The organism is Caulobacter sp. GW821-FHT09H08 (assembly GCF_059415885.1).
Genome location: NZ_JBWKOC010000005.1, coordinates 241,678 through 264,244 on the forward strand (window position 1 = coordinate 241,678; position 22,567 = coordinate 264,244).

20 protein-coding genes are annotated in these 22,567 nt (G+C 67.6%); 6 read left to right on the forward strand and 14 right to left on the reverse strand.

From position 1 onward, the window contains the following. Positions 1-10: 10 nt before the first annotated feature. The 5 genes from AC07NN_RS18965 to gyrA all read right to left on the reverse strand — a co-directional run bounded on the left by AC07NN_RS18965 (position 11) and on the right by gyrA (position 5,463). Positions 11-859, reverse strand: a complete 849-nt coding sequence (locus AC07NN_RS18965) for a peptidylprolyl isomerase (protein WP_494644552.1) — start codon at positions 857-859, stop codon at positions 11-13. Continuing rightward, positions 856-1,686 (reverse strand): peptidylprolyl isomerase, encoded by an 831-nt coding sequence (locus AC07NN_RS18970; RefSeq protein WP_494644554.1) that lies wholly within the window; start codon positions 1,684-1,686, stop codon positions 856-858. The genes AC07NN_RS18965 and AC07NN_RS18970 overlap by 4 nt, the downstream gene beginning before the upstream one ends. Before the next feature lie 110 nt (positions 1,687-1,796). After that, on the reverse strand, positions 1,797-2,159 hold the full coding sequence (locus tag AC07NN_RS18975) for a hypothetical protein (RefSeq protein WP_494644556.1): 363 nt from the start codon (positions 2,157-2,159) through the stop codon (positions 1,797-1,799). Between the two features lie 8 nt (positions 2,160-2,167). Further along, the gene (gene coaD, locus AC07NN_RS18980; RefSeq protein WP_494644558.1) at positions 2,168-2,659 is read right to left on the reverse strand and encodes a pantetheine-phosphate adenylyltransferase; all 492 of its coding nucleotides are present in this window, start codon (positions 2,657-2,659) and stop codon (positions 2,168-2,170) included. Positions 2,660-2,688: 29 nt separating this feature from the next. After that, entirely contained in the window at positions 2,689-5,463 is a 2,775-nt protein-coding gene (gyrA, locus tag AC07NN_RS18985; RefSeq protein ID WP_494644562.1) for a DNA gyrase subunit A, read from the reverse strand. A gap of 125 nt (positions 5,464-5,588) precedes the next feature. Here gyrA and sodC point away from each other — a divergent pair, with 125 nt between their 5' ends. After that, positions 5,589-6,113 carry a superoxide dismutase[Cu-Zn] gene (sodC, locus tag AC07NN_RS18990; protein WP_494644565.1) on the forward strand — a complete coding sequence of 175 codons (525 nt, stop codon included), beginning with the start codon at positions 5,589-5,591 and terminating at the stop codon, positions 6,111-6,113. Position 6,114: 1 nt separating this feature from the next. Here the strand turns inward: sodC and AC07NN_RS18995 are convergent, their stop codons facing one another. Then, on the reverse strand, positions 6,115-7,056 hold the full coding sequence (locus tag AC07NN_RS18995; protein WP_494644569.1) for a DMT family transporter: 942 nt from the start codon (positions 7,054-7,056) through the stop codon (positions 6,115-6,117). A 6-nt stretch (positions 7,057-7,062) separates the two neighbouring features. Beyond that, entirely contained in the window at positions 7,063-8,325 is a 1,263-nt protein-coding gene (locus AC07NN_RS19000; RefSeq protein WP_494644573.1) for an adenosylmethionine--8-amino-7-oxononanoate transaminase, read from the reverse strand. A 74-nt stretch (positions 8,326-8,399) separates the two neighbouring features. On the opposite strand from AC07NN_RS19000, the gene bioF reads away from it, so the two are divergent. Next, positions 8,400-9,545: an 8-amino-7-oxononanoate synthase gene (gene bioF, locus AC07NN_RS19005; protein ID WP_494644577.1), complete on the forward strand. Its 1,146-nt coding sequence runs from the start codon at positions 8,400-8,402 to the stop codon at positions 9,543-9,545. Beyond that, entirely contained in the window at positions 9,542-10,234 is a 693-nt protein-coding gene (gene bioD, locus AC07NN_RS19010) for a dethiobiotin synthase (RefSeq protein ID WP_494644579.1), read from the forward strand. Before bioF ends, bioD begins: the two co-directional genes overlap by 4 nt. A 2-nt stretch (positions 10,235-10,236) precedes the next feature. Here bioD and AC07NN_RS19015 read toward each other — a convergent pair whose 3' ends face one another. Beyond that, positions 10,237-11,091 (reverse strand): NAD(P)-dependent oxidoreductase, encoded by an 855-nt coding sequence (locus AC07NN_RS19015; RefSeq protein ID WP_494644581.1) that lies wholly within the window; start codon positions 11,089-11,091, stop codon positions 10,237-10,239. Positions 11,092-11,206: 115 nt separating this feature from the next. Here AC07NN_RS19015 and AC07NN_RS19020 point away from each other — a divergent pair, with 115 nt between their 5' ends. After that, positions 11,207-12,106 carry a flagellar motor protein MotB gene (locus tag AC07NN_RS19020; RefSeq protein ID WP_494644585.1) on the forward strand — a complete coding sequence of 300 codons (900 nt, stop codon included), beginning with the start codon at positions 11,207-11,209 and terminating at the stop codon, positions 12,104-12,106. A 117-nt stretch (positions 12,107-12,223) separates the two neighbouring features. Next, a complete protein-coding gene (locus tag AC07NN_RS19025; RefSeq protein WP_494644588.1) occupies positions 12,224-13,063 on the forward strand; it encodes an arginyltransferase in 840 nt (279 codons plus the stop codon). 9 nt (positions 13,064-13,072) lie between these two features. Here AC07NN_RS19025 and AC07NN_RS19030 read toward each other — a convergent pair whose 3' ends face one another. The 4 genes from AC07NN_RS19030 to AC07NN_RS19045 form a co-directional block, all read right to left on the reverse strand. After that, the gene (locus AC07NN_RS19030) at positions 13,073-13,840 is read right to left on the reverse strand and encodes an SDR family NAD(P)-dependent oxidoreductase (RefSeq protein ID WP_494644590.1); all 768 of its coding nucleotides are present in this window, start codon (positions 13,838-13,840) and stop codon (positions 13,073-13,075) included. Between the two features lie 73 nt (positions 13,841-13,913). Then, complete coding sequence (locus tag AC07NN_RS19035) at positions 13,914-14,846, reverse strand: NAD(P)H-dependent flavin oxidoreductase (RefSeq protein WP_494644594.1); 933 nt, start codon at positions 14,844-14,846, stop codon at positions 13,914-13,916. Next, positions 14,843-15,805, reverse strand: coding sequence for a quinone oxidoreductase family protein (locus AC07NN_RS19040; RefSeq protein ID WP_494644597.1), 963 nt, complete (start codon positions 15,803-15,805; stop codon positions 14,843-14,845). The genes AC07NN_RS19035 and AC07NN_RS19040 overlap by 4 nt, the downstream gene beginning before the upstream one ends. A 28-nt stretch (positions 15,806-15,833) precedes the next feature. Then, positions 15,834-17,147, reverse strand: coding sequence for a serine hydrolase domain-containing protein (locus AC07NN_RS19045; protein WP_494644599.1), 1,314 nt, complete (start codon positions 17,145-17,147; stop codon positions 15,834-15,836). Between the two features lie 203 nt (positions 17,148-17,350). On the opposite strand from AC07NN_RS19045, the gene AC07NN_RS19050 reads away from it, so the two are divergent. After that, the gene (locus tag AC07NN_RS19050) at positions 17,351-18,784 is read left to right on the forward strand and encodes a hypothetical protein (RefSeq protein WP_494644601.1); all 1,434 of its coding nucleotides are present in this window, start codon (positions 17,351-17,353) and stop codon (positions 18,782-18,784) included. Positions 18,785-18,851: 67 nt separating this feature from the next. Here the strand turns inward: AC07NN_RS19050 and AC07NN_RS19055 are convergent, their stop codons facing one another. Together AC07NN_RS19055 and parC are read right to left on the reverse strand one after the other, a co-directional pair. After that, a complete protein-coding gene (locus tag AC07NN_RS19055) occupies positions 18,852-20,246 on the reverse strand; it encodes a serine hydrolase domain-containing protein (RefSeq protein ID WP_494644603.1) in 1,395 nt (464 codons plus the stop codon). Next, positions 20,243-22,522 (reverse strand): DNA topoisomerase IV subunit A, encoded by a 2,280-nt coding sequence (gene parC / locus AC07NN_RS19060; RefSeq protein WP_494644605.1) that lies wholly within the window; start codon positions 22,520-22,522, stop codon positions 20,243-20,245. Before parC ends, AC07NN_RS19055 begins: the two co-directional genes overlap by 4 nt. Between the last annotated feature and the right edge of the window lie 45 nt (positions 22,523-22,567).

A 22,567-nucleotide genomic window follows, 5' to 3' on the forward strand; every position in this document is an offset into this window, starting at 1 on the left:
CGGTATTGGCTCAGAGAAGCTCGACCGGCAGGTCGACGTCGCAGACCGAGAAGTCCGCCCCCTTCAAGGCCCGCAGACGCTTGGTCTCGGCCGCGAACCACGGGCTCTTGGGGTCGATCACGCGCACCTTGGGCCGCTCGCCCTCGGGGATGTCCGAGAGCAGACGAACCTTTTGCATCTGATCCTGCGGCGCCGGAACCGGCTCGCCGGTCTTGATGGCGCGCACGGCTTCCAGGCCACTGATGACACGGCCGAAAGCCGTGTAGCGCTTGTCCAGCGACGGATAGGGCTGGCGCATCAGGAAGAACTGGCTGTTGGCCGAGTTGTTGTCCTCGTCGCGCGCCATGCCGATCACGCCGGGGCAGTAGGTGCCCCAGGCCGAGACCTTCTTGTCGCTGGTCATCTCGCTCCAGGCCCAAGCCTGGCTGACGACCGGCAGCGACTTGATGAAACCCACTTCCAGGCCCGCCGGCGCGGCCATCGGCACGAAACCGATCTCGGCCGTGCGGCGGAAGGTGAACTCGGCCTTGAGGTTCGGCTTGTCCGTGCCGCCCTCGCCCGTGTTCGACGGGTCGCCCGTCTGGGCCATGAACTTGTCGATGACCCGGAAGAAGGTGCGGCCATCATAGACGCCGGTCCTGGTCAGTTCCTGAAGGCGCGCCACGTGGTTGGGCGCGACCTCCGGAACCAGTTCGACCAGCACGCGCCCCTTGTTGGTGTCGATCACCATCACCGTTTCCGGGGCCGGCGTGCGCCAGTCGGCTTCGGTCGGCTTGGCCGGCGTCGAAGCCGCCATGGCCGAGCTGGTGATCGCCGCCAGGCAGAGCCCGGCCAGGAGCGCGCGCGAAAAGGTCATCACTTCACCTGAACAGGAATGTCGACATCGCAATTGGTGAAGCTGGAGCCTAGCTCGCCCTGACGCTTGGCGACCAGGGCCTTGAAGGCCGCGCCGCGCGTATCCATCACCTGGATCGTCGGCCGCTTGTCCGCCGGCAGGTCGGCCAGCAGCTTGACGCTGATCATCTTGTCTTGCGGATCCGGCGCGGGCTCGCCGACCTTGATGCTGCGCACGACGTCGACGCCCTGCAGCACGCGGCCGAAGGCGGTGTAGGTCTTGTCCAGCGAGGCGTTGGCCGCGCGCATGAAAAAGAACTGGCTGTTGGCGCTGTCGGGGTCGCCGGCGCGGGCCATGCCCAGCACGCCGGGGCAGAAGTTGCCCCAGCTCGCCACCTTGCGGTCGGCCGTCATCACGGCCAGGGCCGAGGGCTGGCTGGTCACCGGCAGCACGCCGATCCAGCCCTGCTCGTTGGTTCCGGCCTTGAAGCTGGCGCCCAACGGCAGGCCCGCGCCGCGGCGGAAGGTGAATTCGGCCGTCAGGTTGGGCTGGTCCGAACCGCCCATGCCGGTGTTCTGCGGGTCGCCCGTCTGGGCCATGAAGTCGGTAATGACGCGGAAGAAGGTCAGGCCATCGTAGAAGCCGCTCTTCACCAGGCCGCGCACGCGCTCGACGTGGGCCGGGGTCGCTTGCGGATAGAGCTCGGCGATGATCCGGCCCTTGTTGGTCTCGACGACGATGACGTTATTGGGATCAGGCACGCGCCAGTCCGCGCTAGCCGGAGCGGCGGTCTGGGCCGAGGCCGTGGTGGCGGCGAGCGCCAGCACGGCGGCGGTCATGGCGAGCTTCATCGAATTCCCCGAACAGATAGGTCGGGGGTGGGCGTAGAACGACACAGCCTCCCCGACAAGTGCGGCAGCCTTTGAAGCGCAGGAATTCGGCCGGATCGGGGCAAGCCCCTTCAATGTCCGCCTTCGACCCAGGGTGCGCCGGCCGCGCGGAAGGCCTCGGCGAGAGCGGCTTCGAGCTCCAGGGATTCCCAAGCCCGCATCGGGTTGAGATGGGCGACAATGTCGGGGACGAGCCTGACGCCGAACCGCTTGGCGGCGCTGCTGGCCTTATAGCCGCTCTTGTGCTGGTCGAACCGCACGTCGGGGTCCAGGCTGGTCTGCCCCACATAGACGCCCCAGGGGTCGGCCCGTCGGGAGTCGCGCAGCAGGATGACATAGACGGAATGATGCGCGCCCTTGGCGCGGCGGGTGGTCGCCTTGAAGGCGGCCGCCACGCGCTCGATCCTGGGCCACCAGGAGGGCATGGAGGTCAAGGCGGAGCCTAGCCCCGCTTTACCTTCGCCAGCAGTTGCTCCGCCACGCCGGCCGGCACGAACTTGCCGATGTCGCCGCCCAGGGTGGCGATCTCCTTGACCAGGCGAGAGGCGATCGCCTGGTGGCGCGGGTCGGCCATCAGGAAGACGGTCTCGATCTCGCGATCCAGCTGCTGGTTCATCGCCGTCATCTGGAACTCGTACTCGAAGTCGGCCACGGCCCGCAGGCCGCGCACGATCATCTGGGCGTTTACGTCCCGGGCGAAGTGCATCAAGAGGCTTTCGAACGGCTTGACCTCGATCTGCGCGATCTTGGTCAGGTGCGCCGTCTCCTTCTCCAGGATGGCGACCCGTTCCTCCAGCGAGAACAGCGGCCCCTTGCCGATGTTCACCGCTACGCCGATCACCAGCTTGTCGACCAGCTTCACGGCCCGACCGATGATGTCGAGGTGACCATTGGTGACCGGATCGAAGGTCCCCGGATAAAGCCCAACCCGCATGCAACCCCCTTCGCTAAGGGCTTGAAGGATTACGGGGTCTCGTCCGCCCCGCTGTCCTCGCCCTGGTTGTCGTCCCCGCCGGAATCGGCGAGGCGCTCGACGCTGACGACGTGCTCGTCTTGCGCCGTGCGGAAGATGGTTACGCCCTGAGTATTCCGCGCTGCAACACGAATTTGCGAGACGGGCACCCGGATGAGCTGGCCCTGGTCGGTCACGAGCAGGATCTGGTCGCTCTCGTCGATCGGGAACGAACCCACCAGACGGCCGCCGCGCTTGCTCAGGTCTTGCGCGGCAAGGCCCTGGCCGCCACGGCCGGTACGACGGAAATCATAAGCGCTGGTGCGCTTGCCGAAGCCTTCCGACGACACCGTCAGCAGGATCTCCTCGGCAGCGCCTAGTTCGGCGATGCGTTCCGGCGTCAGGGAGGCTTCCCCGACCTCTTCGTCACCGTCGTCGGCAGCGGTTGCGACGTCTTCGCCGTCCTCGCCGTCTGTGGCGCGCAGCATGGCGCGCTGATGCTTGAGATAGGCGGCGCGCTCGGCCGGGGTGGCGTCGACGCTCCGCAGCACGGCCATCGAGATGACGGTGTCCTCGCCCGCCAGCTTCACGCCGCGCACGCCGGTGGAATCGCGGCTGGCGAACACGCGCACCTCGTCGACCGAGAAGCGGATGCAGCGGCCGGCAGCCGTGGTCAGCAGCACGTCCTGGTCGGCGTTGCACACCGCGACGCCGACAATGCCGTCGCGACCGCCCAATTCATTGGCGTCCAGCTTCATGGCGATCTTGCCGTTGCGGCGGACGTCGACGAAGTCGCTGAGCTTGTTGCGACGCACGCTGCCCGAGCGGGTGGCGAACATCACGTCCAGGCTGCCCCAGGTCGCCTCGTCCTCCGGCAGGGCCAGGATCGAGGTGATGGTCTCGCCCGGCTCGATCGGCAGCAGGTTGACGAACGCCTTGCCGCGCGAATTGGCGACGCCCAGCGGCAGGCGCCACACCTTCAGCTTGTAGACCTTGCCGCCCGAGGTGAAGAACAGCAGCGGCGCGTGGGTCGAGGCCGAGAACACGCGCGTGACGGCGTCCTCGGTCTTGGTCGCCATGCCCGACTTGCCTTTACCGCCCCGGTGCTGGGTGCGGTAGTTGGCCAGCGGAGTGCGCTTGACGTAGCCGCCCATGGTGACGGTGATGACCATGTCCTCGCGGACGATCAGGTCCTCGTCTTCCATGTCGGCGTCGCCGTCGACGATCTGGCAGCGGCGCGGAATGGCGAATTTCTCGCGGACCTCGACCAGCTCTTCGCGAACCACGGCCATGATATTGGCGCGGTCCGACAGCAGCTCCAGGTAGCCCCGGATGGCGTCGGCGAGCGCGGCGGCTTCGTTGCCGATCTCGTCACGGCCCAGGCCGGTCAGGCGCGACAAGGTCAGGGCCAGGATGGCGCGGGCCTGTTCGTCGGTCAGGCGGATCAGGCCGCCGTCTTCCTGCAGGGTGCGCGGGTCGGCGATCAGCTCGACCAGTGGCAGCATGTCGCCCGCCGGCCAGGCCTTGGCCACCAGGCGCTCGCGGGCCTCGGTCGGATCCTTGGACGAGCGGATGATGTGGATGAACTCGTCGATATTGGCGACGGCGATGGTCAGGCCGACCAGCACGTGGCCGCGATCGCGGGCCTTGCCCAGTTCGAACTTGGTCCGGCGGACGACGACTTCCTCGCGGAACTCGACGAACAGCTTGACCAGCTGGTGCAGACCCATCTGCTCGGGGCGGCCGCGGTTCAGGGCCAGCATGTTGACGCCGAACGAGCTCTGCAGCGCCGTGAAGCGGTACAGCTGGTTCAGGATCACCTCGCCCGAGGCGTCGCGCTTCAGCTCGACCACGATGCGCATGCCGTCGCGGTTGGACTCGTCGCGGATGTCGGCAATGCCCTCGATCTTCTTTTCGCGGACCAGCTCGGCGATGTGCTCGACCAGGTTGGCCTTGTTCACCTGATACGGAATCTCGGTGATGATGATGGCTTCGCGGCCGGCGCGGATCTCGTCGACGGTCGCCACGCCGCGCATGATCACCGAGCCACGGCCCGTCAGCAGCGCCTGACGCGGACCCGCGCGGCCGATGATCTCGCCGCCCGTCGGGAAGTCCGGACCCGGCACCAGGTCCAGCAGCTGGTCGGTGGTGACCTCCGGATCGTCGATCACCAGCAGGCAGGCGTCGATGACTTCGCCCAGATTGTGCGGCGGGATGTTGGTCGCCATGCCGACGGCGATGCCGCCCGCGCCATTGACCAGCAGGTTGGGGATGCGCGACGGCAGGACGGTCGGTTCCTGCTCCTTGCCGTCGTAGTTGTCGGCGAAGTCGACCGTATCCTTGTCGAGGTCTGCCAGCAGCGACATGGCCGGCGGGGCCATGCGGCACTCCGTGTAGCGCATGGCGGCCGGCATATCGCCGTCGACCGAGCCGAAGTTGCCCTGGCCGTCGATGAGCACCAGGCCCATCGAGAACGACTGGGTCATGCGGACCAGGGTGAAGTAGATCGAGGCGTCGCCGTGCGGGTGATACTTACCCATGACATCACCGACCACGCGGGCCGACTTGACGTACGGACGCTCCGGCGTCTGCCCCTGCTCGTGCATCGAGAACAGCACCCGACGGTGGACAGGCTTGAGACCGTCGCGCGCATCCGGCAGGGCGCGGCTGACGATCACGCTCATCGCGTAGTCGAGATAAGAGCGGCGGAGTTCGTCCTCGATATTGATCGGGGCAACATCCCCGCGAGAACCGTCGGCGGGGATCGTGGTGTGTTCGTCGCTCAAGGGGATTTTTCGCCGTCAGAATCGGACACGGAACAGTCTTAAACTGTTAGCATTGGGACAGGGACGGCGCCACCTTTTGGGGCGCTTACTCCCCCGCTGTTTGCTTGAATTCGAAGGAAAAACGCATGATCCGCCTTCCCGTGGCCACCGGTGTCGCCCTGGCCGCCCTGATCGCCGCCTCCCCCGCCCTGGCCCAGACCTCCGCGACCGCCGTGATCAAGACCGGCGACGGCAAGGATGCTGGCGTGGTGACGGTCACGGAAGCCCCGCACGGGGTGCTGCTGAAGCTCGAACTCAAGGGCCTGACGCCGGGCTGGCACGCGGTCCATTTCCACGAGAAGGGCGACTGCGGCGCGCCGGACTTCAAGTCGGCCGGCGCCCACGTCCACACGGCCGCCACGACCGTCCACGGCCTGCTGAACCCGGCCGCCAACGACAGCGGCGACCTGCCGAACGTCTTCGCGAACGCCGATGGCGCGGCCACGGCCGAGGCCTATTCGACCCTGGTGTCCCTGAAGGGCGCCGGCGGCCGCCCCGCCCTGCTGGACGCCGACGGCTCGGCCATCGTGGTCCACGCCAGCCCGGACGACCACACCAGCCAGCCCATCGGCGGCGCCGGCGCGCGCGCCGCCTGCGGCGTGATCAAGTAGCTTAGGCGCCCTCGGCCAAGGCCTGCGAGGCCTTGGCCCTTTTCTCGGTCAGGGCGACCAGGGCGACGCCGATCATGGTCGCGCCGCCGCCGATCAGCAGCTGGACCGTCAGCTTGTCGCCCAGCAGCAGCACGCCGATGGTGCACGACACCAGCGGCGTCAGCAGGAAATACGGCGTCACGCGCCCGGCCTCGCGCCGCTGGACCAGCCAGAACAGCAAGGCGCTGGCCCCGATGGTCGAGACGACACCGGCGAACAGCACGCACAGCCAGGCGATCGGCGGCGCGGCCTGCATCTTGGCGACCTGCCCCGTTTCGAAGACCGCCGACATGGCCAGCAGCGCCGGCGCGGCGATCAGCGCCGTCATGCCCTGTAGCTTCAGCGGCTTGATCCCCGGCGTCTTGCGCACCAACACCGTCGCCACGGCCCAGCAGGCGCTGGCGAAGACGATCAGCACGATCGCCGGCAGGTCGCCGGCCGCGTGCGGGTCCAGGCTCATCCACGCCACGCCGACGAAGGCGATCGCCAACCCGATCACCGCCGGCAACCGCATGGTCTCACCCAGCATCCGCCAGGCGAAGATGGCCGTGAACGGGATCCACAGCTGGCTGGCCACCACCAAAGGGCTCAGAGCGTCGGCCATGCTGAAGGCGACATAGATCACGCCGAAGTGGATCGGCCCGGTCAGCAGCACGATGGCCAACAGCTTCTTGGGCTCCGGAAACGGCGGCTTGATGAACGGGAACAGGAAAACCAGCGCCGAGGCGAACCGCAGGCCACCCATCAGCATCGGCGGCAGATAGGCCGTCGCCACCTTGGCGGCGGCGTTGTTGATCCCCCAGGTCAGGATGATCGCGAGGATCGCGAGATATTCCAGGACCGTGAGCGGAGACGACTTGGAGGACATGGCCGTGCTTGGACCAGACCCCGTCCCCCGGGTCAATCGCGGTCAGGCGACGCCGACCACCTTGCGGACAGCCGATGCCAGCAGCGCAAGGTCCGCGTCCGGCGTCGTGAAGGCGGGGGTCAGATAGACCACCTTGCCCATCGGCCGGATCCAGGCCCCGAGCTCAGCGAAACGCACACAGAGATCGCTCACCGGCACTGGCGCGTCGAACTCCACCACGCCGATCGCGCCGAGCGTCCGGACATCGACCACGCCCTTTCCCGCCCGGCACGGCTCCAGCCCTTCAGCCAGGGCCGCCGAGATCCGAGACACGTTCGTGGACCAGCTTCCGTCCTTGAACAGGTCCAGCGAGGCGTTAGCCGCCGCGCAGGCCAGCGGATTGGCCATGTAGGTCGGGCCGTGCATCAGGGCCGCGCCCGCATCGTCGGACCAGAAGGCCTCGAACACCTTGCGCGACGCCACCGCCGCCGACAGCGGCAGGGTCCCGCCGGTCAAGGCCTTGGACAGGGTGACGATGTCTGGCTCGATCCCCGCCGCCTGCATGGCGAACAGGGTCCCGGTACGGCCAAAGCCCGTGAAGATCTCGTCGAAGATCAGCAACACACCGTGCTTGTCGGCCAGGCGGCGCAGGGTCCGCAGCACTTCGGGCGTATGCAGCAACATCCCGCCCGCGCCCTGGACCAAGGGCTCGACCAGGATGGCCGCGATCTCATGGCTACGCTGCGCCAGCAGCTTGTCGAGCGCCGCATCGCTCGCCGTATCACGCGGCAGGTCAGCGATCACCTGATCGGGCATGACGCCGGCGAACAGGCTGTGCATGCCCTCCTCCGGATCGCAGACCGTCATCGTCGCCAGGGTGTCGCCGTGATAGCCGCCCCGGAAGGCCAGGAACTTGGTCCGCCCCCGAACGCCGCGATTGATCTGGAACTGCAGCGCCATCTTCATGGCGATCTCGACCGAGACCGAGCCGCTCTCGGCGAAGAACACGTGGTTCAACTCGCCCGGCAGCAGTTTGGCCAGCCGTTCCGCCAGCCGATAGGCCGGCTCGTGCGCCAAGCCGCCGAACATCACGTGCGGCATGGTCTCGATCTGCTTGCGCAACGCGTCGGCGATGTGCGGGTGGTTGTAGCCGTGGCAGGCCGTCCACCACGAGGCCAGGCCATCGACCAGCTCGCACCCGTCGGCCAGCACCAGCCGCGAACCGCGCGTCGCCACGACCGGCAGCGGCGGTCGCGCGGTCTTCATCTGGCAGTAGGGCCGCCAGACGTGGGCAGCGCCAGCTGTCAGCCAAGCAGGATCGGACATGACGGCGCTTTCCGTTTGCGGACTCGGGGCGCCTTGCCTATGCCGCCCGCTTGAGCGCCGCAAAGGGAAACGACATGCAAAGCCTCGACGCCTTCGCCGGCGAGAAGCTGACGGCCCTGGACGCCAAGAGCCTGCGCCGCCGCCTCAAGCCCACCCGTCGCCACGACGGCGCGGTCGTGGAGCGCGACGGCAAGCGGCTGATCTCGTTCTCGTGCAACGACTATCTGGGCCTGTCGCAGCACCCCGCCGTCCGCGCGGCGGCGGCCGAGGCGGCGCTGAACTACGGCGCGGGCGCGGCCGCCTCGCGCCTGGTGACCGGCGACCATCCGCTGCTGAGCGACCTGGAAAAGCGCCTGGCTCGCCTGAAGGGAACCGAGGCGGCCTGCGTGTTCGGGTCGGGCTATCTGGCCAATACTGGCGTCATCCCCACCTTGGTCGGCCCTGGCGACGCGATCTTCGTCGACGCCCTGGCCCACGCCTGCATCTGGGCCGGCGCGCAGCTCTCCGGCGCCAAGATCGTCAAGTTCGCCCACAACGACGTCGCCGATCTTGAGCGCCTGCTGAAGGCCGAACGCCCCGTCGCCCGTCGCGCCCTGGTCGCCACAGACGGGGTCTTCTCGATGGACGGCGACATCGCCCCGCTCGGCGCGCTGTCGGCCCTCTGCGAAGCCCATGACGCCTGGCTGCTCAGCGACGACGCCCATGGGGTCGGCGTGCTGGCCGAAGGACGAGGCTCCGGCGCCCTGTTCCCGGATGCGAGCATCCCGCTGCAGATGGGCACGCTCTCCAAGGCCTTGGGCTCATACGGCGGCTATCTGTGCGGCTCCCAGGCGGTGATCGACCTCCTGAAGACCCGCGCCCGCACCCTGGTCTATGCCACGGGCCTGCCCCCCGCCTCGGCGGCCGCCGCCCTGGCGTCGCTGGATCTCATCGAAGCCGAGCCGGAACTGACAGCCCAGCCCGTCGCCAAGGCGCGCCTGTTCACGCGCCGCCTGGGCCTGCCCGACGCCGAAAGTCCGATCGTCCCGGTCGTACTCGGCAGCGCCGACGCCGCCCTCGCCGCCTCGGCCGCGCTGGAGGCGCAGGGCTTCCTTGTCGTCGCCATCCGCCCGCCGACAGTGCCGGAAGGTACGGCCCGCCTGCGCGTAGCCTTCAGCGCCATGCACGACGACGCCGATGTCGTCCGCCTGGCCGACGCCATCGCCGAGTTGCGGACATGAAGGCCCTGTTCGTCGCCGGGACCGGCACCGATCTCGGCAAGACCCACGTGGCCTGCGCCCTGCTCCGCGCCGCCCAGGCCCGCGGCCTGAGCGTCGACGCCTTCAAGCCCGTGGTCAGCGGCATCGATCCGGATGCGCCGGAGAGCAGCGACCCCGCCCGTCTCGCCGCCGCCATGGGCCGCCCCCAGGACTGGGAGAAGGTCTCGCCGCGCCGCTACCGCGCTCCGCTCGCGCCCAACATCGCCGCGCGGCTCGAGGGCGAAACCCTGGTCATGAGCGACCTAGTCGCCGATTGCCGGGCCTGGCTGGAAGCTCAAGATGTCGACCTCGCTCTCGTCGAGGGCGCGGGTGGTGTGATGTCGCCAATGACCGACGACGCCACCAATCTCGACTTGATGACCGCCCTCGCCCTGCCCGTCCTGCTGGTCGCCGGCAGCTATCTCGGCACGGCCAGCCATCTGCTGACCGCGCTGGAGGTCATGCGAGCGCGAGGGCTAGTCGTGGCCGCTATCGTGATCAGCGAGAGCCTGGACGCGCCGGACCTCAATCAGACAGTGGAAATGCTGAGGGCGTTCGAACGGCGGACGCGGATTGTGGTCGCGCCACGCGATCCGAACTGGAACGCCGGTGAGTTGATCGATCGCCTTTTCACCGCTCATCCCCGCGAAAGCGGGGATGAGCGGAGTTGAGGCTACTTCTCTAGCCGCGCCACCAGGCTCGACGTATCCCAGCGATTGCCGCCCAAGGCCTGGACCTCGGCGTAGTACTGGTCGATCAGCGCCGTACTCTCCAGCTTGGCGCCATTGCGGGTCGCCTCTTCCAGGGCGATGCCGAGATCCTTGCGCATCCAGTCGACCGCGAAGCCGAACTCGAACTCGCCGCGCGCCATGGTCGGCCAGCGGTTCTCCATCTGCCACGACTGGGCCGAGCCCTTGGAGATCGCGGCCAGCACGTCGTCGGTCGGCAGGCCGGCGCGCTTGGCGAAATGCAGGGCCTCGGCCACGCCCTGGACCACGCCGGCGATGGCGATCTGGTTGCACATCTTGGTCAGCTGACCCGCACCGACCTCGCCCATGCGACGGACGGCCTTGGCGTAGACGTCGATCACCGGCAGCACGCGGTCGTAGGCGGCCTGGTCGCCGCCGGCCATGATCGTCAACTGGCCGTTCTCAGCGCCCGCCTGGCCGCCCGACACCGGCGCATCGACGAAGGCGCGACCGCTCTGGGTCAGCAACTCGGCCGTCTCGCGGGCCACGGTGGCCGAGGTCGTGGTGTGATCGACGACCACCGCGCCCTCGATCAGGGCCGGAAGGGCCTGCGCCACGACGTCGCGGACGTCATTGTCGTTGCCGACGCACAGCAGCACGACTTCGGCGCCCGCCACCGCGTGGGCGATGGTCTCGAAGGCCTGCCCACCGTGCTTTTCGGCCCACCGGCGGGCTTTTTCGGGGCTGCGGTTGTAGACGGAGACCTCATGGCCGGCGGCCTTCAGGTGGCCCGCCATCGGAAAACCCATCACGCCCAGGCCGATAAACGCCGTCTTCATGCCGAAACTCCCTCTCAGACGGCTCGGGATTACGCGCCCCGCGCGGGCTTCGGCAACCCCATCTTAACCACCTTTCGTCAGGTTGCGGCCTTACGGTTAAGCAGGCTTAAGCACGATGGCGGTCAACTCCGAACAGCCGATCATCATTAAGAAGGTCAAGAAGGGCGGCGGTCATGGGCACCATGGCGGCGCCTGGAAGGTGGCGTATGCCGACTTCGTGACGGCCATGATGGCCTTCTTCCTGCTGATGTGGCTGCTGAACACGACCAGCCCCGAGCAGAAGCAAGGCATTGCCGACTACTTCGCGCCCGCCTCGATCTCGTCCACGACGAGCGGCTCGGGCGGCATCCTGGGCGGCACTTCGCTGGGCGACGACGGCGCCAAGGCCGACGGCAAGATGTCGGTCATCCAGCAAATGGCTCCGGAAGCGCCGGACGACGTCAACAAGGACGGCCAAAGCACCACCACCGCCAGCCTCGACGCCGCCAGCGAGCAAGCCCTGCGCGACGCCCTGGCCAAGAAGGAACAGGACAGCTTCGCCTCGGCCGCCCAGTCGCTGCGCCAGTCGCTGCAGGACATGCCCGAGCTGGCCGAGCTGTCGAAACAGATCCTGATCGACCAGACCCCGGAAGGCCTGCGCATCCAGCTGGTCGACCAGGAAGGCCGGGCGATGTTCCAGGAGAACTCCAAGGTCCCCAACGACCGGGCCAAGATCCTGCTGCGCGCCGTCTCGAAGGTGATCAACCAGCTGCCGAACCGCGTGACGATCTCGGGCCACACCAGCGCCAACGCCTATGGCAAGAAGCAGGATGGCGACTGGGCCCTGTCGGCCCAGCGCGCCGACGCCTCGCGCCAGGTCCTGCGCAGCGTGGGCGTCGACGACGACCGCATCTATCAGGTGTCCGGCAAGGCCAATTCCGAGCCGCTGTACGCCGACGATCCGACCCTGGCCGGCAATCGTCGAATTTCGATCATTCTGTTGCGTGAAAAACCCGTTCTGCCCGATGGGCTATAGGGCGGCCTGTGACCGTTAGCCGCGCGAGCCCTTCGTGAAGCTTGCGCAACCGAACGCTATGGCCCCTAATCCCGTTTCAGGGCAGCAGACAACGAGCTGAAAGGGGCAAGGGCTACAGTGACGCAGCATTTTCCGACGCGACAGCTTCGGTTCTTCCTGACGGCGCCCACGCCTTGTCCGTACCTGCCCGGTCGCGAGGAACGGAAGGTGTTCGCCCACCTGCCCCTGTCCGATGGCCCAACGGTCAATGACAGCCTGACCCAGGTCGGCTTCCGCCGCTCCCAGAACATCGCCTATCGCCCGGCCTGCGAGACCTGCCGCGCCTGCCAGTCGGCCCGCGCGCCGGCGGCCGAGTACGTGCTGTCGCGCTCCGAGCGCAAGACCCTGAACCGCAACGACGACCTCGAGCGCCATCTGGTCGAGGCCGAGGCCACGCTGGAGCAGTTCGAGCTGCTGCGCCGCTACCTCCTGGCCCGCCACGCCGACGGCGGCATGGCCGAGATGACCTGGCCCGACTATGTGGCCATGGTCGAGGACACGGCGGTCCGCACCCACCTGATCGAATACCGCAGGAAGTCGCAGGACCGCGGCCCGGGCGACCTGGTCGCCTGCGTGCTGGTCGACGTCCTCGCCGACGGCCTGTCGCTGGTCTACAGCTTCTACGATCCGGACCAGGTCCGCCGCAGCCTGGGCTCGTTCATCATCCTGGACCACATCGTCCAGGCCCAGCAGAACGCCCTGCCCTACGTCTATCTGGGCTACTGGGTCCCGGGCAGCGAGAAGATGGCCTACAAGGCGCGCTTCTCGCCGCTGGAGATCCTCAAGCCCGGCGGGTGGTCGCTGATGTCGGCCCGCGAGCGCGGTTCGCGTCCGCCCAGCATGCGCGGCGGCGTCAAGGATCCCTGCGACCTGCCGCTCAGCGACGCCGAGCCCGCCGATATCGACGAACTCGGCTGAGGCCGTTCCCTAGCGCGCGAAGCTGACGCCGCCGTCCACCGTGACCGCGCCACCCATCACATAGTCGCCGGCCCGCGAGGCCAGGTAGATGGCCGCGCCGGCCATGTCCTCTTCCGTGCCGATACGGCCGGCGGGGATGGCCTTCGACACCGCTTCGGCGTGATCGCGCGCGACCTTGTTCATGTCCGAGGCGAAAGCGCCGGGGGCGATGCAGCTGACGGCGATGTTCTCCGGCGCCAAGCGCAGGGCCATCCGTTTGGTCATGTGCAACAGGCCTGCCTTCGACGCGCCGTAGGGATAGGTCTCCTCGCGCGCCACCGACTGGCCGTCGATCGAGGCGATGTTGATGACCTTGGCTACCCGGTCCTTGCCCGCCGCGCGCAGCTCGCCGATCAGGGCCTGGGTCAGGAAGAACGGCGTCTTCATGTTGAGGTCGACGGTCTTGTCCCAGCCGGCCTCGGGGAACTCGTCGAACGCCGCGCCCCAGGCCGCGCCAGCGTTGTTGACCAGGATGTCGAGTTTGCTCTCGCGCTCCCTGATCCGGTCGGCCAGGCCTTGGATGCCTTCCTGGGTCGAGATGTCGCCCGGCAGCGAGACGCACTCGCCGAATTGGCTGAGCTCTTCGGCGGCCGCGTCGCAGGCGGCGGCCTTGCGGGCGGTGATGTAGACGCGCTTGGCGCCGTAGGTCAGGAAGCCCTTGGCGATCATCGCGCCGATGCCGCGCGAGCCGCCGGTCACGACCGCGACGCGGCCTTCGAGCGAGAACAAGTTCTGCATGTCGATAACTCCCTGAGCATTTTCGGGCGAATGGCTTTCGGTTCGCTTGAAGAAAATGCGTTAAAACAAAAGACTAGAAGGCGCGGGCGGCGGCCAAAGCCCCCAGCCGGCCAGTGATGTCGTGGAACTGGGCGACGGTCTCGTCGATGATCTGTTGGGCCGTCTTCACTTCGTCGATCAGGCCGACGGTCTGGCCGGCCAGCGCGGGCGCGGCCTCCATGTCGCCGCCAAAGTAGACGCCAAGGATGCCCTTCAGGGCGTCGGGCGGCATCAGCCCCTCGTCGTGGATCGCCTTGGTGCGCTCGGACTTCAGGGCGCGGATGCAGGGGCTGGCCTTCTTGTTCAGCACCCAGGTGCCGGTCTCCTTCGAGCTCGTGATCGCGGCCTTGTAGTTGTCGTGCACCGGGCTTTCGGCCGAGCTGACGAAGCGCGTGCCCATCTGGATCGCCTCGGCGCCCAGGGCGAAGGCCGCCGCCATGCCGCGCCCGTCGCAGATGCCGCCGGCGGCGACCAGCGGCACATCGACCCTGGCGCGGATCGCCTGCAGCAGGACGAGGGTCGAGACTTCTTCCGGATTCTTGAAGCCGCCGCCCTCGGCGCCCTCGACCACCAGGCCGTCCACGCCGGCGTCGACGCACTTCACGGCTGCATCGACCGTCGGCACGGCGTGGTAGACGACGATGCCGGCCTCCTTCAGTGGGCCGACGAACTTGGCGGGGCTGCCGGCCGAGGTGGTCACGAACTTCACGCCGCTCTCGCAGACGAACCGCAGCATGGCGTCGTCGCGCAGGAACAGGATCGGCAGGTTCACCCCGAACGGCAGGCCGCTCTCGGCCATCCTGGTGATCTCGGCCTTGCAGTTCTCGGTCTCGCCGGACGAGGTCTCGATGATCCCGAGGCCCCCGGCTCGCGACACCGCCGAGGCCAGCGGATAGCGGGCGATCCAGCCCATCGGGGCCTGGATGATCGGGTACTTGGCGCCCGTGTGCTGAAGGACACGGTTCATGGGATCAGCAGCACCCGGCCGACAGCCTGGCGGCTCTCGATATAGGCGTGAGCGCCCGCCGCGTCGGAGAGCGGGAAGGTCTTGTCGATCACGACCTCCAGCTCGCCTTTGGCCGCCCGGTCGATCATCTCCTGGATCATGTCGTGGACGCGGTCGGTCATGATCTCCGCGCCCAGGAACACCCCGGTCAGCGAACGGTTGCCGCCCATCAGCGACGAGACGTCGACCTTCATCGGCTCGCGCCCGGCGTTGCCGACCAGCGAGATGCGGCCCCGATAGCCCAGAGCGCCCAGGCTGCCGGCCAGAGTCGCGCCCCCGACCGGATCAACCACCAGGTCGACACCCTTGCCGCCGGTCAGCTTCATCACCTGCTCGACCAGGTCGTCGCGGCCGTAGTTGATGCCATGATCCATGCCGAACGCCTTCAGGCGCTCCAGCCGCTCGTCGCTGGACGCCGAGGCCAACACCGTCGCGCCAGCTTGCTTGGCCAGCTGGATGGCGGCGATACCCACCGCCCCCGCCCCGGCCTGGACCAGCACGGTTTCACCGGCCTTCAGACGACCCGCGCCGAACAGGCACTCGTGCGCCGTGCCGAACGGCACCGGGATGGCGGAAGCCTTCTGAATGTCGAAGCCATCCGGGATCGGCCAGGCGTTGCGGGCCGGAACCGCGCGCAGCTCGGCGTGCGAGCCAAAGGCGTTCACGGTGACGACCTTCTGCCCGACCTTCAGGTGGGTGACTTCCGCCCCGACCTCGACGATCTCGCCGGCCGCCTGGTAGCCGACGATGTGCGGGCTGTCCGCCATCTGGCCACCGCCGCGGTTGAGGGTGTCGCCGCCCTCGATGCTGACCGCCGCGACCCGGATCACCACGCCCTGCGGATGGCAGGCGGGATCGGCGACATCCTCGTAGCGGAACACGTCCGGCGTGCCGGTTTGATAATAGACAGCAGCTTTCATCGCGCCCTCCCTGGAGGTCCTGTTCTGGTTATTTCGAAGGGTCGACCAGCGCGCCGTAGACGAGGTCGGCGCTGTCGTCGTCGATGCTCTTGAGCGCGGGATCGCCGCCCTTGTTCAGCACGTGGATCATGCCCAGGAAGAACAGGTCGTTGGTCGGGTCGATCCAGAACCAGGTGCCGGCCGCGCCGCCCCAGCTGTAGCTGCCCTGCCCGTAGGGACCGGCCTTGGCGCTGTCCATCACCACCGCGAAGTCCAGGCCGAAGCCCTGACCGCGCGCCGTGCTGAACGACGAGTCCTGCGAGTTCATGATCGTGTCGCTGAGGACGTTGGTCCGCATCAGCTTGACGGTCTCGGGCTTGAGGATCCGCTTGCCCTCTAGCTCGCCGCCGTTCAGCAGCATCTGGGCGAAGCGGGCGTAGTCGACGTTGGTCGAGACCAGGCCGCCGCCGCCCGACGGCACCGGCGGCGGCTGGCTGATGTCCAGCACCATGAAGCCGTCGGCCGGAACCAGCTTCTTCTGCTTGGGACCCCAGACGTAGAGCGAAGCCAGGCGATCCGTCTTCTCGGCGGGCAGCCAGAAGCCGGTATCGACCATCTTCAGCGGGTCGAAGATGCGCTTGCGCATGAAGTCGCCCAGCGACATGCCCGACAGCCGCTCGATGATCAGGCCCTGGATGTCGACCGCGACGCTGTACTTCCAGCGCGTGCCCGGCTGGGCGACCAGCGGCAGGGCGGCGACCTTCTGGACAAACTCCTCACGCGACTTGCTGCCCAGAACGCCGGTGTCGACATAGGCCTTGTCGATCGGGTTGTCGGGGTTGAGGCCGTAGGCGAAGCCCGCCGAGTGGCTCATGATCTCGCGCATGGTCGGCGGGCGGTCGGCGGGCACGGTGTCGAACGAGCCGTCAGCGTTGACGCCCTTGAAGACGCGCAGGCTCGCGAATTCCGGCACGTACTTGCTGACCGGATCGTCCAGCTGCCACTTGCCCTCCTCGAAGAGGATCATCATAGCCACGCCCGTGACCGGCTTGGTCTGGGAGTAGATGCGGAACACCGTGTCCTTGGTCATCGGCGGGCGGTCGAAGCCCTTACGGCCGTGGACCTCGTAGTTCACGATCTTGCCGTGGCGGACCAGCATGGTGGTGACGCCCGGCAGGTGGCCGGTGTCGACCAGGCCCTGCATGTGAGCGTCCAGCTTCTTGAGGCCCTCCGCCGAGAAGCCCACGCTCTCGGGCGCGGCGGCGACAATCGCCGGAGCCTTGGAGGCGGCCAGCGCCGCCGAAGCCCCACCACCCAACAGCGCCGCGACCAAACCGGCCGCGATCAATTTGCGGAACGCCACGCCACCCTCCCAAACAATTGTTTGAGCCGACCTTAGAGCGCCCGGGTTTGCGTTGAAACCCGCTTTTTCAGCGACCAAGGCGGACGCGCTCGGTTGCGTCGAAGCTTAAGGTTTTTTCATCGAACAATGGGTTGCCAGATCGAAACTCATGTATATTTCTTACTGCACGAGGGATTACGAATATCTACAGGTGAAGCCCGGCCATGGCCACGCTCGACAATCTCATCAGCATCTATCGTAACGTGCATCGCGTGCCCGCCGGCGCGGAAATCCCTTCGACGGCCGAGATCCAGATCGCGATCATGGCCTCGGGCATCGACGCGGGCCGCAATGGCCAGGTTGGCGACCCCTGGTCCTACGCCACCGCCGTCCGCTGGATCCAGGACAGCGCCAAGGCGACCACCGAGGTCGCGGTGATGTCCTACGGCTTCCTGGCCGACGCCACCCTGGGGCTTTCAGGCATCGACTATCTGGTCTCGCCCACGGGTGGGAACCCCAACAACCTGAACAGCGCCTACTACGCCAAGTTCAGCGTCGAGAACCGCTACATCAACTTCGCCGTCAACCTGGTGAAGTTCGGCGAGGCCAAGCAGAGCTTCATCGCCGAGTACGGCGCGAACGGCACGACGTACGCGACCTTCCAGAAGGCCTATCTGAAGCTGTTCGGCGTCCAGAAGTCGATCGAGGACATCGTCGCGATCCTGTCCGACGACATCCCCAACGGCCGTGGCGGGACCTATACGCGCGGCGAGTATTTCGCCGAGCTGGGCGGCGACGGCGGCAACGGCCTGGGCACGCGCGCCGCCATGGTCGGCTGGCTGATGGCCGAGGCGTCCAAGGCAGGCGTCGGTCCCTATGCCGAGGCCGTGCGCGCCTATCTCGCCGACATCGCGGTCGACGGGCAGGTCTCGGCCAGGCCGGTGTTCATCTCGGCCTATGGCAAGGGCGGTGACAACGCGCCCGGCGGCGCGTCAGACCCGGGCGCGCCCGGCGAACGCGCGTCCTTCGCCCACGACTGGAACGTCGACGTCTCCAGAAAGGAGGGCCAGGACACCCACGTGCTGGCCAGCGACGGCAACGACATCATCAAGCCCGTGATCTCCGACCAGGGCGGACTCGACGCCGGCCGCCACATCTTCACCGGCGGCGGCAACGACATCGTGCGGGTCGACAACGGCTATATGCGCGGCCACATCGACACCGGAACCGGCAACGACACGATCTTCGTCGAGAAGTTCGACGGCCGCATCACCACCGGCGCCGGCTACGACGACATCGACGTCGGCTCGTTCGCCGAGCTGCACCTGTCGAATGGCAAGGCGACCAGCATCGCGGTCATCGACGACTTCCAGAAGGGCTTCGACCTGCTGAGCTTCGCCGGCTCGGTCGGTCCCGGCGAGAAGCGCGCGCTGATGTTCATCGCCACCGCCACCTTCGACGACGCCCTGACCGCCTATGCCGGCCTGACCGCTGCCAACAGCAATACCGTCTTCGAGTGGGGCGCGGACACCTATGTCTTCCACCAGAACGCCACGCCGGGCCTGGATGCCGGCGACGGTCTGATCAAGTTGACCGGCGTGGTCGGCCTGACCGTCGGCAAGAGCACCCAGGTCGCCGACATCACCTTCGCCGCCTAGAAATTCAGCCCTTCTAGGATGTGCGTTGAGCCCCCTTCGCTTCGGCGGAGGGGGCTTTTTCGTGGGCCTAGCGCGCGGCGGTCTTGATGGGCGGCTTGGCGGGCTGTGGCGTCGCGGGAACCAGCGGCGGGCGCTCGATGGCCTGATAGACCAGCGACCGCGACTGAGCGTCCAGGCCCGGCCCGACGCCGCCCAGGCGCTGGATCATGCCGACGAAGAACAGGTCGTTGACCGGGTCGATCCAGAACCAGGTGCCAGCGCTGCCGCCCCAGCTGACCGTGCCCGGTCCGACTGGCGCCCCGGAGGCGGCCGGATCGATCGCCACGGCCATGTCCAGGCCATAGCCCATGCCGGCGGCGAACGGGAAAGGCTTGGGCCCCGGCTTCAGGACTCCCGCCGTACCGTTGGTGGTGACCACGAAGCCGGCCGGCAGGTGGTTCTGGGTCATGAGCGCCACGGTCTCGGGCTTCAGGATCCGCACCCCGTCCAGAGCGCCCTTGTTGAGGATCATCTGGGCGAAGCGCGCGAAATCGCCGGCGGTCGAGACCAGCCCGCCCCCGCCCAGCGGCGCGGCCGGCGGCTTGCTGACGTCGCGCCAGGCCCCCTCGACCGCCGGGACCAGCTGTCCGGTCGCGGGGTCGCCGTCATAGAGCGCCGCCAGTCGCCGCTGCTTCTGCTCCGGCACGTAGAAGGCCGTGTCCTTCATCCTCAGCGGTTGGAAGATACGCTCTTCCATGAAGACCGGCAGGCTTTCGCCCGACAGCTTCTCGACGATGTAGCCCTGGATGTCGGCCGCGACGCTGTAGCGCCACAGCTGCCCGGGCTCGGAGAACATCGGCAGGTCCGAGACCTTCTGGACGAGGTCATTGAGCGACGCCGACTGCAGCACGCCGGCGCGGTAATAGGCCTGGTCGGCCGGGCTGCCCGGATCGTCTGCCAGGCCATAGGCGAAGCCGGCCGTGTGGGTCATCAGCTCGCGCATGGTCGGCGCACGCGACAGCGGCGACAGGATCGGCTGGCCGGCCTCGTCGACACCCGTGGCGACGCGCAGGTTGGCGAACTCCGGCACGTACTTGCTTACGGGATCGTCCAGCTTCCACAGACCCTGCTCGTACAGGATCATCATCGCCACGCCCGTGATCGGCTTGGTCTCGGAGCGGATGCGGAAGATGGCGTTGAACGGCATCGGCTCGCCGCCCAGGGCGCGACGGCCGAACGCCATGGCGTGGACGATGCGGCCATGGCGGGCCAGCAGGGTCACGCCGCCAGCGACCTGGCCGTTGGCGACCATCGTCTGCATGTGCTCGTCGAGGCGCTTGAGACGCTCGATGTTGAAGCCCGATTCCTCGGCCTTGCCCTTGGGCAGGGCCAGGGTCACGGCCGGAGTCGCGGCGACGGCCGCGAAGCCGAAGACGCCGGCCAGAAGGCTCAGCGCGCGGCGACGCAACCGCCCCGTCTTCATTTCGGCTTGAACCGCTTGTTGGTGGCGAAGCCCTTCGGGACCAGCTTGCCAGCCCCAGCGCGGCGGCCGACCCACTCGTTCCACTCCGCCCAATCGCGACGGCGGCCGGCGGTGTCGATCCAGTAGGCGCCGGTCTCGGCGTTGAACGAGAGACCATCGCGCAGTCCGCCCTCGCGATAGGACTGCAGCTTCACGCCCTTGCCGCGCGGCATTTCCGGCAGCTCTTCCAGCGGGAAAATCAGGATCTTGCCGTTGTCGCCGATGACCGCGAACTGGTCGCCGACGGCTTCCAGACAGAAGGCCGCGCCGGCGGCGTCGACGGTCAGGACCTGCTTGCCGGCCTTGCGGTTCGCCAGGGCTTCTTCCTCGGGCATGAGGAAGCCGTAGCCCAGCTTCGAGGCCAGAATGCGCTTGCGGCCGGCCTTGAACGGGAAGACGTCGATGATCTTCACCTTGTCGTCCAGCTCGATCATCATCCGCACCGGCTCGCCATGGCCCCGCGCGCTGGGAAGCTTGTCGCAGCCCAGGGTGAAGAAGCGGCCGTCGCTGGAGAAGATCAGCAGCTTGTCGGTGGTCTCGGCCGGGACCAGGAAGCCGAGCTTGTCGCCTTCCTTGAACTTCAGTTCGGACGGATCGTCGATCTTGCCCTTGGCGGCGCGGATCCAGCCGCGCTCCGACAGGATGATCGTGATCGGCTCGCGGACGATCATCGCCTCGATGGCGGCGTCGGCGTCGACCACCGGCGCGTCGGCGAAGATCGAGCGGCCGATGGCGCCCGTCGGGCGGCCGCCCTTGTCCAGCGGGTGCTTGATCTTCAGCAGCGTGGCGCGGACTTCCGACAGGCCCACGCCGACCAGCTTCCACTGCGCGGCTTCGCTGGCCAGCATGGCGAGAATGCCGTCGCGTTCCTCGACCAGCTCGGCGTGCTCGCGGCGGATCTCCATCTCCTCCAGCTTGGCCAGTTGGCGCAGGCGGGTGTTGAGGATGGCGTCGGCCTGGATGTCCGACAGCGCGAAGGTCTCGATCAGCTTTTCCTTCGGCTTGTCCTCGTAGCGGACGATCCGAATGACCTCGTCGAGATTGAGGTAGGCGATCAGCAGGCCGTCCAGGATATGCAGACGGGCTTCGATCTTGGCCAGGCGGTGACGAGCCCGGCGGGTCAGCACTTCACGGCGGTGGGCCAGGAAGGCCATCAGGGCCTGCTTGATGCCCATGACGCCCGGCGTGCCGCGCGCATCTAGCACATTGATATTGACCGGGAAGCGGCTCTCCAGCGCCGAGAGCTTGAACAGGCTCTCCATCAGCACTTCGGGCTCGACGTTCTTGGACTTCGGCTCCAGCACCAGGCGGATGTCCTCGGCGCTCTCGTCGCGGACGTCGCCCAGCAGGGCGGCCTTCTTGCTGTCGATCAGGTCGGCCAGTTGCTCGACCAGATCGGACTTCTTCACCTGGTACGGGATCTCGGTGACGACGATCTGATACGTGCCCCGACCGGTGTCTTCCTTCTCCCACTTAGCGCGGATGCGCACGCCGCCGCGACCGGTCTCGTAGGTCTCCAGCAGGCTGGCGCGGCCCTCGACGATGACGCCGCCGGTCGGGAAGTCCGGACCCGGCACCTTCTCCAGCAGATCCTCGGTCGTCGCGTCGGGATTGGCCAGCAGCAGGTGGCAGGCGTCGATCAGCTCGGCGGCGTTGTGCGGCGGGATCGAGGTGGCCATGCCGACCGCGATGCCCGACGAGCCGTTGGCTAGCAGGTTCGGGAAGCCCGACGGCAGGACGTAGGGTTCCTCGTCCTGGCCGTCATAGGTCGGCTTGAAGTCGACCGCGTCCTCGTCGATGCCGTCCAGCAGAAGCGTCGCCGCTTCCGTCATCTTGCACTCGGTGTAGCGCATGGCCGCGGCGCTATCGCCGTCGATATTGCCGAAGTTGCCCTGGCCCTCGACCAGCGGAATGCGCTGGCTGAATTCCTGGGCCAGGCGGACCAGGGCGTCGTAGATCGACTGGTCGCCGTGCGGGTGGAAGTTACCCATGACCTCGCCGACCACCTTGGCGCACTTGCGCGCGGCGGACTCGGGGTTCAGGCGCATGTTGCTCATCGCGTACAGGACGCGACGGTGCACGGGCTTCAGGCCATCGCGCACGTCGGGCAGCGCCCGCGAGCCGATGGTCGAGAGCGCATAGGCCAGATAGCGCCGCGACAGGGCTTCCGTCAGCGGCTCGTCGAGGATGCGATCGCCGTCGTCGGGACCGCCAGGAGGCAAGACTGGTTTGTTCATCAGGCAGATTCGTAAAGTGTGACGGGCACTTTAGCAGATGTGCCC

What these genes read in the sequence shown, in the direction of transcription:
- parC (WP_494644605.1), bottom strand. Translation starts at nt 22,522, where the DNA reads ATGAACAAACCAGTCTTGCCTCCTGGCGGTCCCGACGACGGCGATCGC.
- sodC (WP_494644565.1), top strand. Translation starts at nt 5,589, where the DNA reads ATGATCCGCCTTCCCGTGGCCACCGGTGTCGCCCTGGCCGCCCTGATC.
- AC07NN_RS19030 (WP_494644590.1), bottom strand. Translation starts at nt 13,840, where the DNA reads ATGCAGAACTTGTTCTCGCTCGAAGGCCGCGTCGCGGTCGTGACCGGC.
- AC07NN_RS19020 (WP_494644585.1), top strand. Translation starts at nt 11,207, where the DNA reads ATGGCGGTCAACTCCGAACAGCCGATCATCATTAAGAAGGTCAAGAAG.
- AC07NN_RS18970 (WP_494644554.1), bottom strand. Translation starts at nt 1,686, where the DNA reads ATGAAGCTCGCCATGACCGCCGCCGTGCTGGCGCTCGCCGCCACCACG.
- AC07NN_RS19040 (WP_494644597.1), bottom strand. Translation starts at nt 15,805, where the DNA reads ATGAAAGCTGCTGTCTATTATCAAACCGGCACGCCGGACGTGTTCCGC.
- bioD (WP_494644579.1), top strand. Translation starts at nt 9,542, where the DNA reads ATGAAGGCCCTGTTCGTCGCCGGGACCGGCACCGATCTCGGCAAGACC.
- bioF (WP_494644577.1), top strand. Translation starts at nt 8,400, where the DNA reads ATGCAAAGCCTCGACGCCTTCGCCGGCGAGAAGCTGACGGCCCTGGAC.
- AC07NN_RS19000 (WP_494644573.1), bottom strand. Translation starts at nt 8,325, where the DNA reads ATGTCCGATCCTGCTTGGCTGACAGCTGGCGCTGCCCACGTCTGGCGG.
- coaD (WP_494644558.1), bottom strand. Translation starts at nt 2,659, where the DNA reads ATGCGGGTTGGGCTTTATCCGGGGACCTTCGATCCGGTCACCAATGGT.
- AC07NN_RS19015 (WP_494644581.1), bottom strand. Translation starts at nt 11,091, where the DNA reads ATGAAGACGGCGTTTATCGGCCTGGGCGTGATGGGTTTTCCGATGGCG.
- AC07NN_RS19050 (WP_494644601.1), top strand. Translation starts at nt 17,351, where the DNA reads ATGGCCACGCTCGACAATCTCATCAGCATCTATCGTAACGTGCATCGC.
- AC07NN_RS19035 (WP_494644594.1), bottom strand. Translation starts at nt 14,846, where the DNA reads ATGAACCGTGTCCTTCAGCACACGGGCGCCAAGTACCCGATCATCCAG.
- AC07NN_RS19055 (WP_494644603.1), bottom strand. Translation starts at nt 20,246, where the DNA reads ATGAAGACGGGGCGGTTGCGTCGCCGCGCGCTGAGCCTTCTGGCCGGC.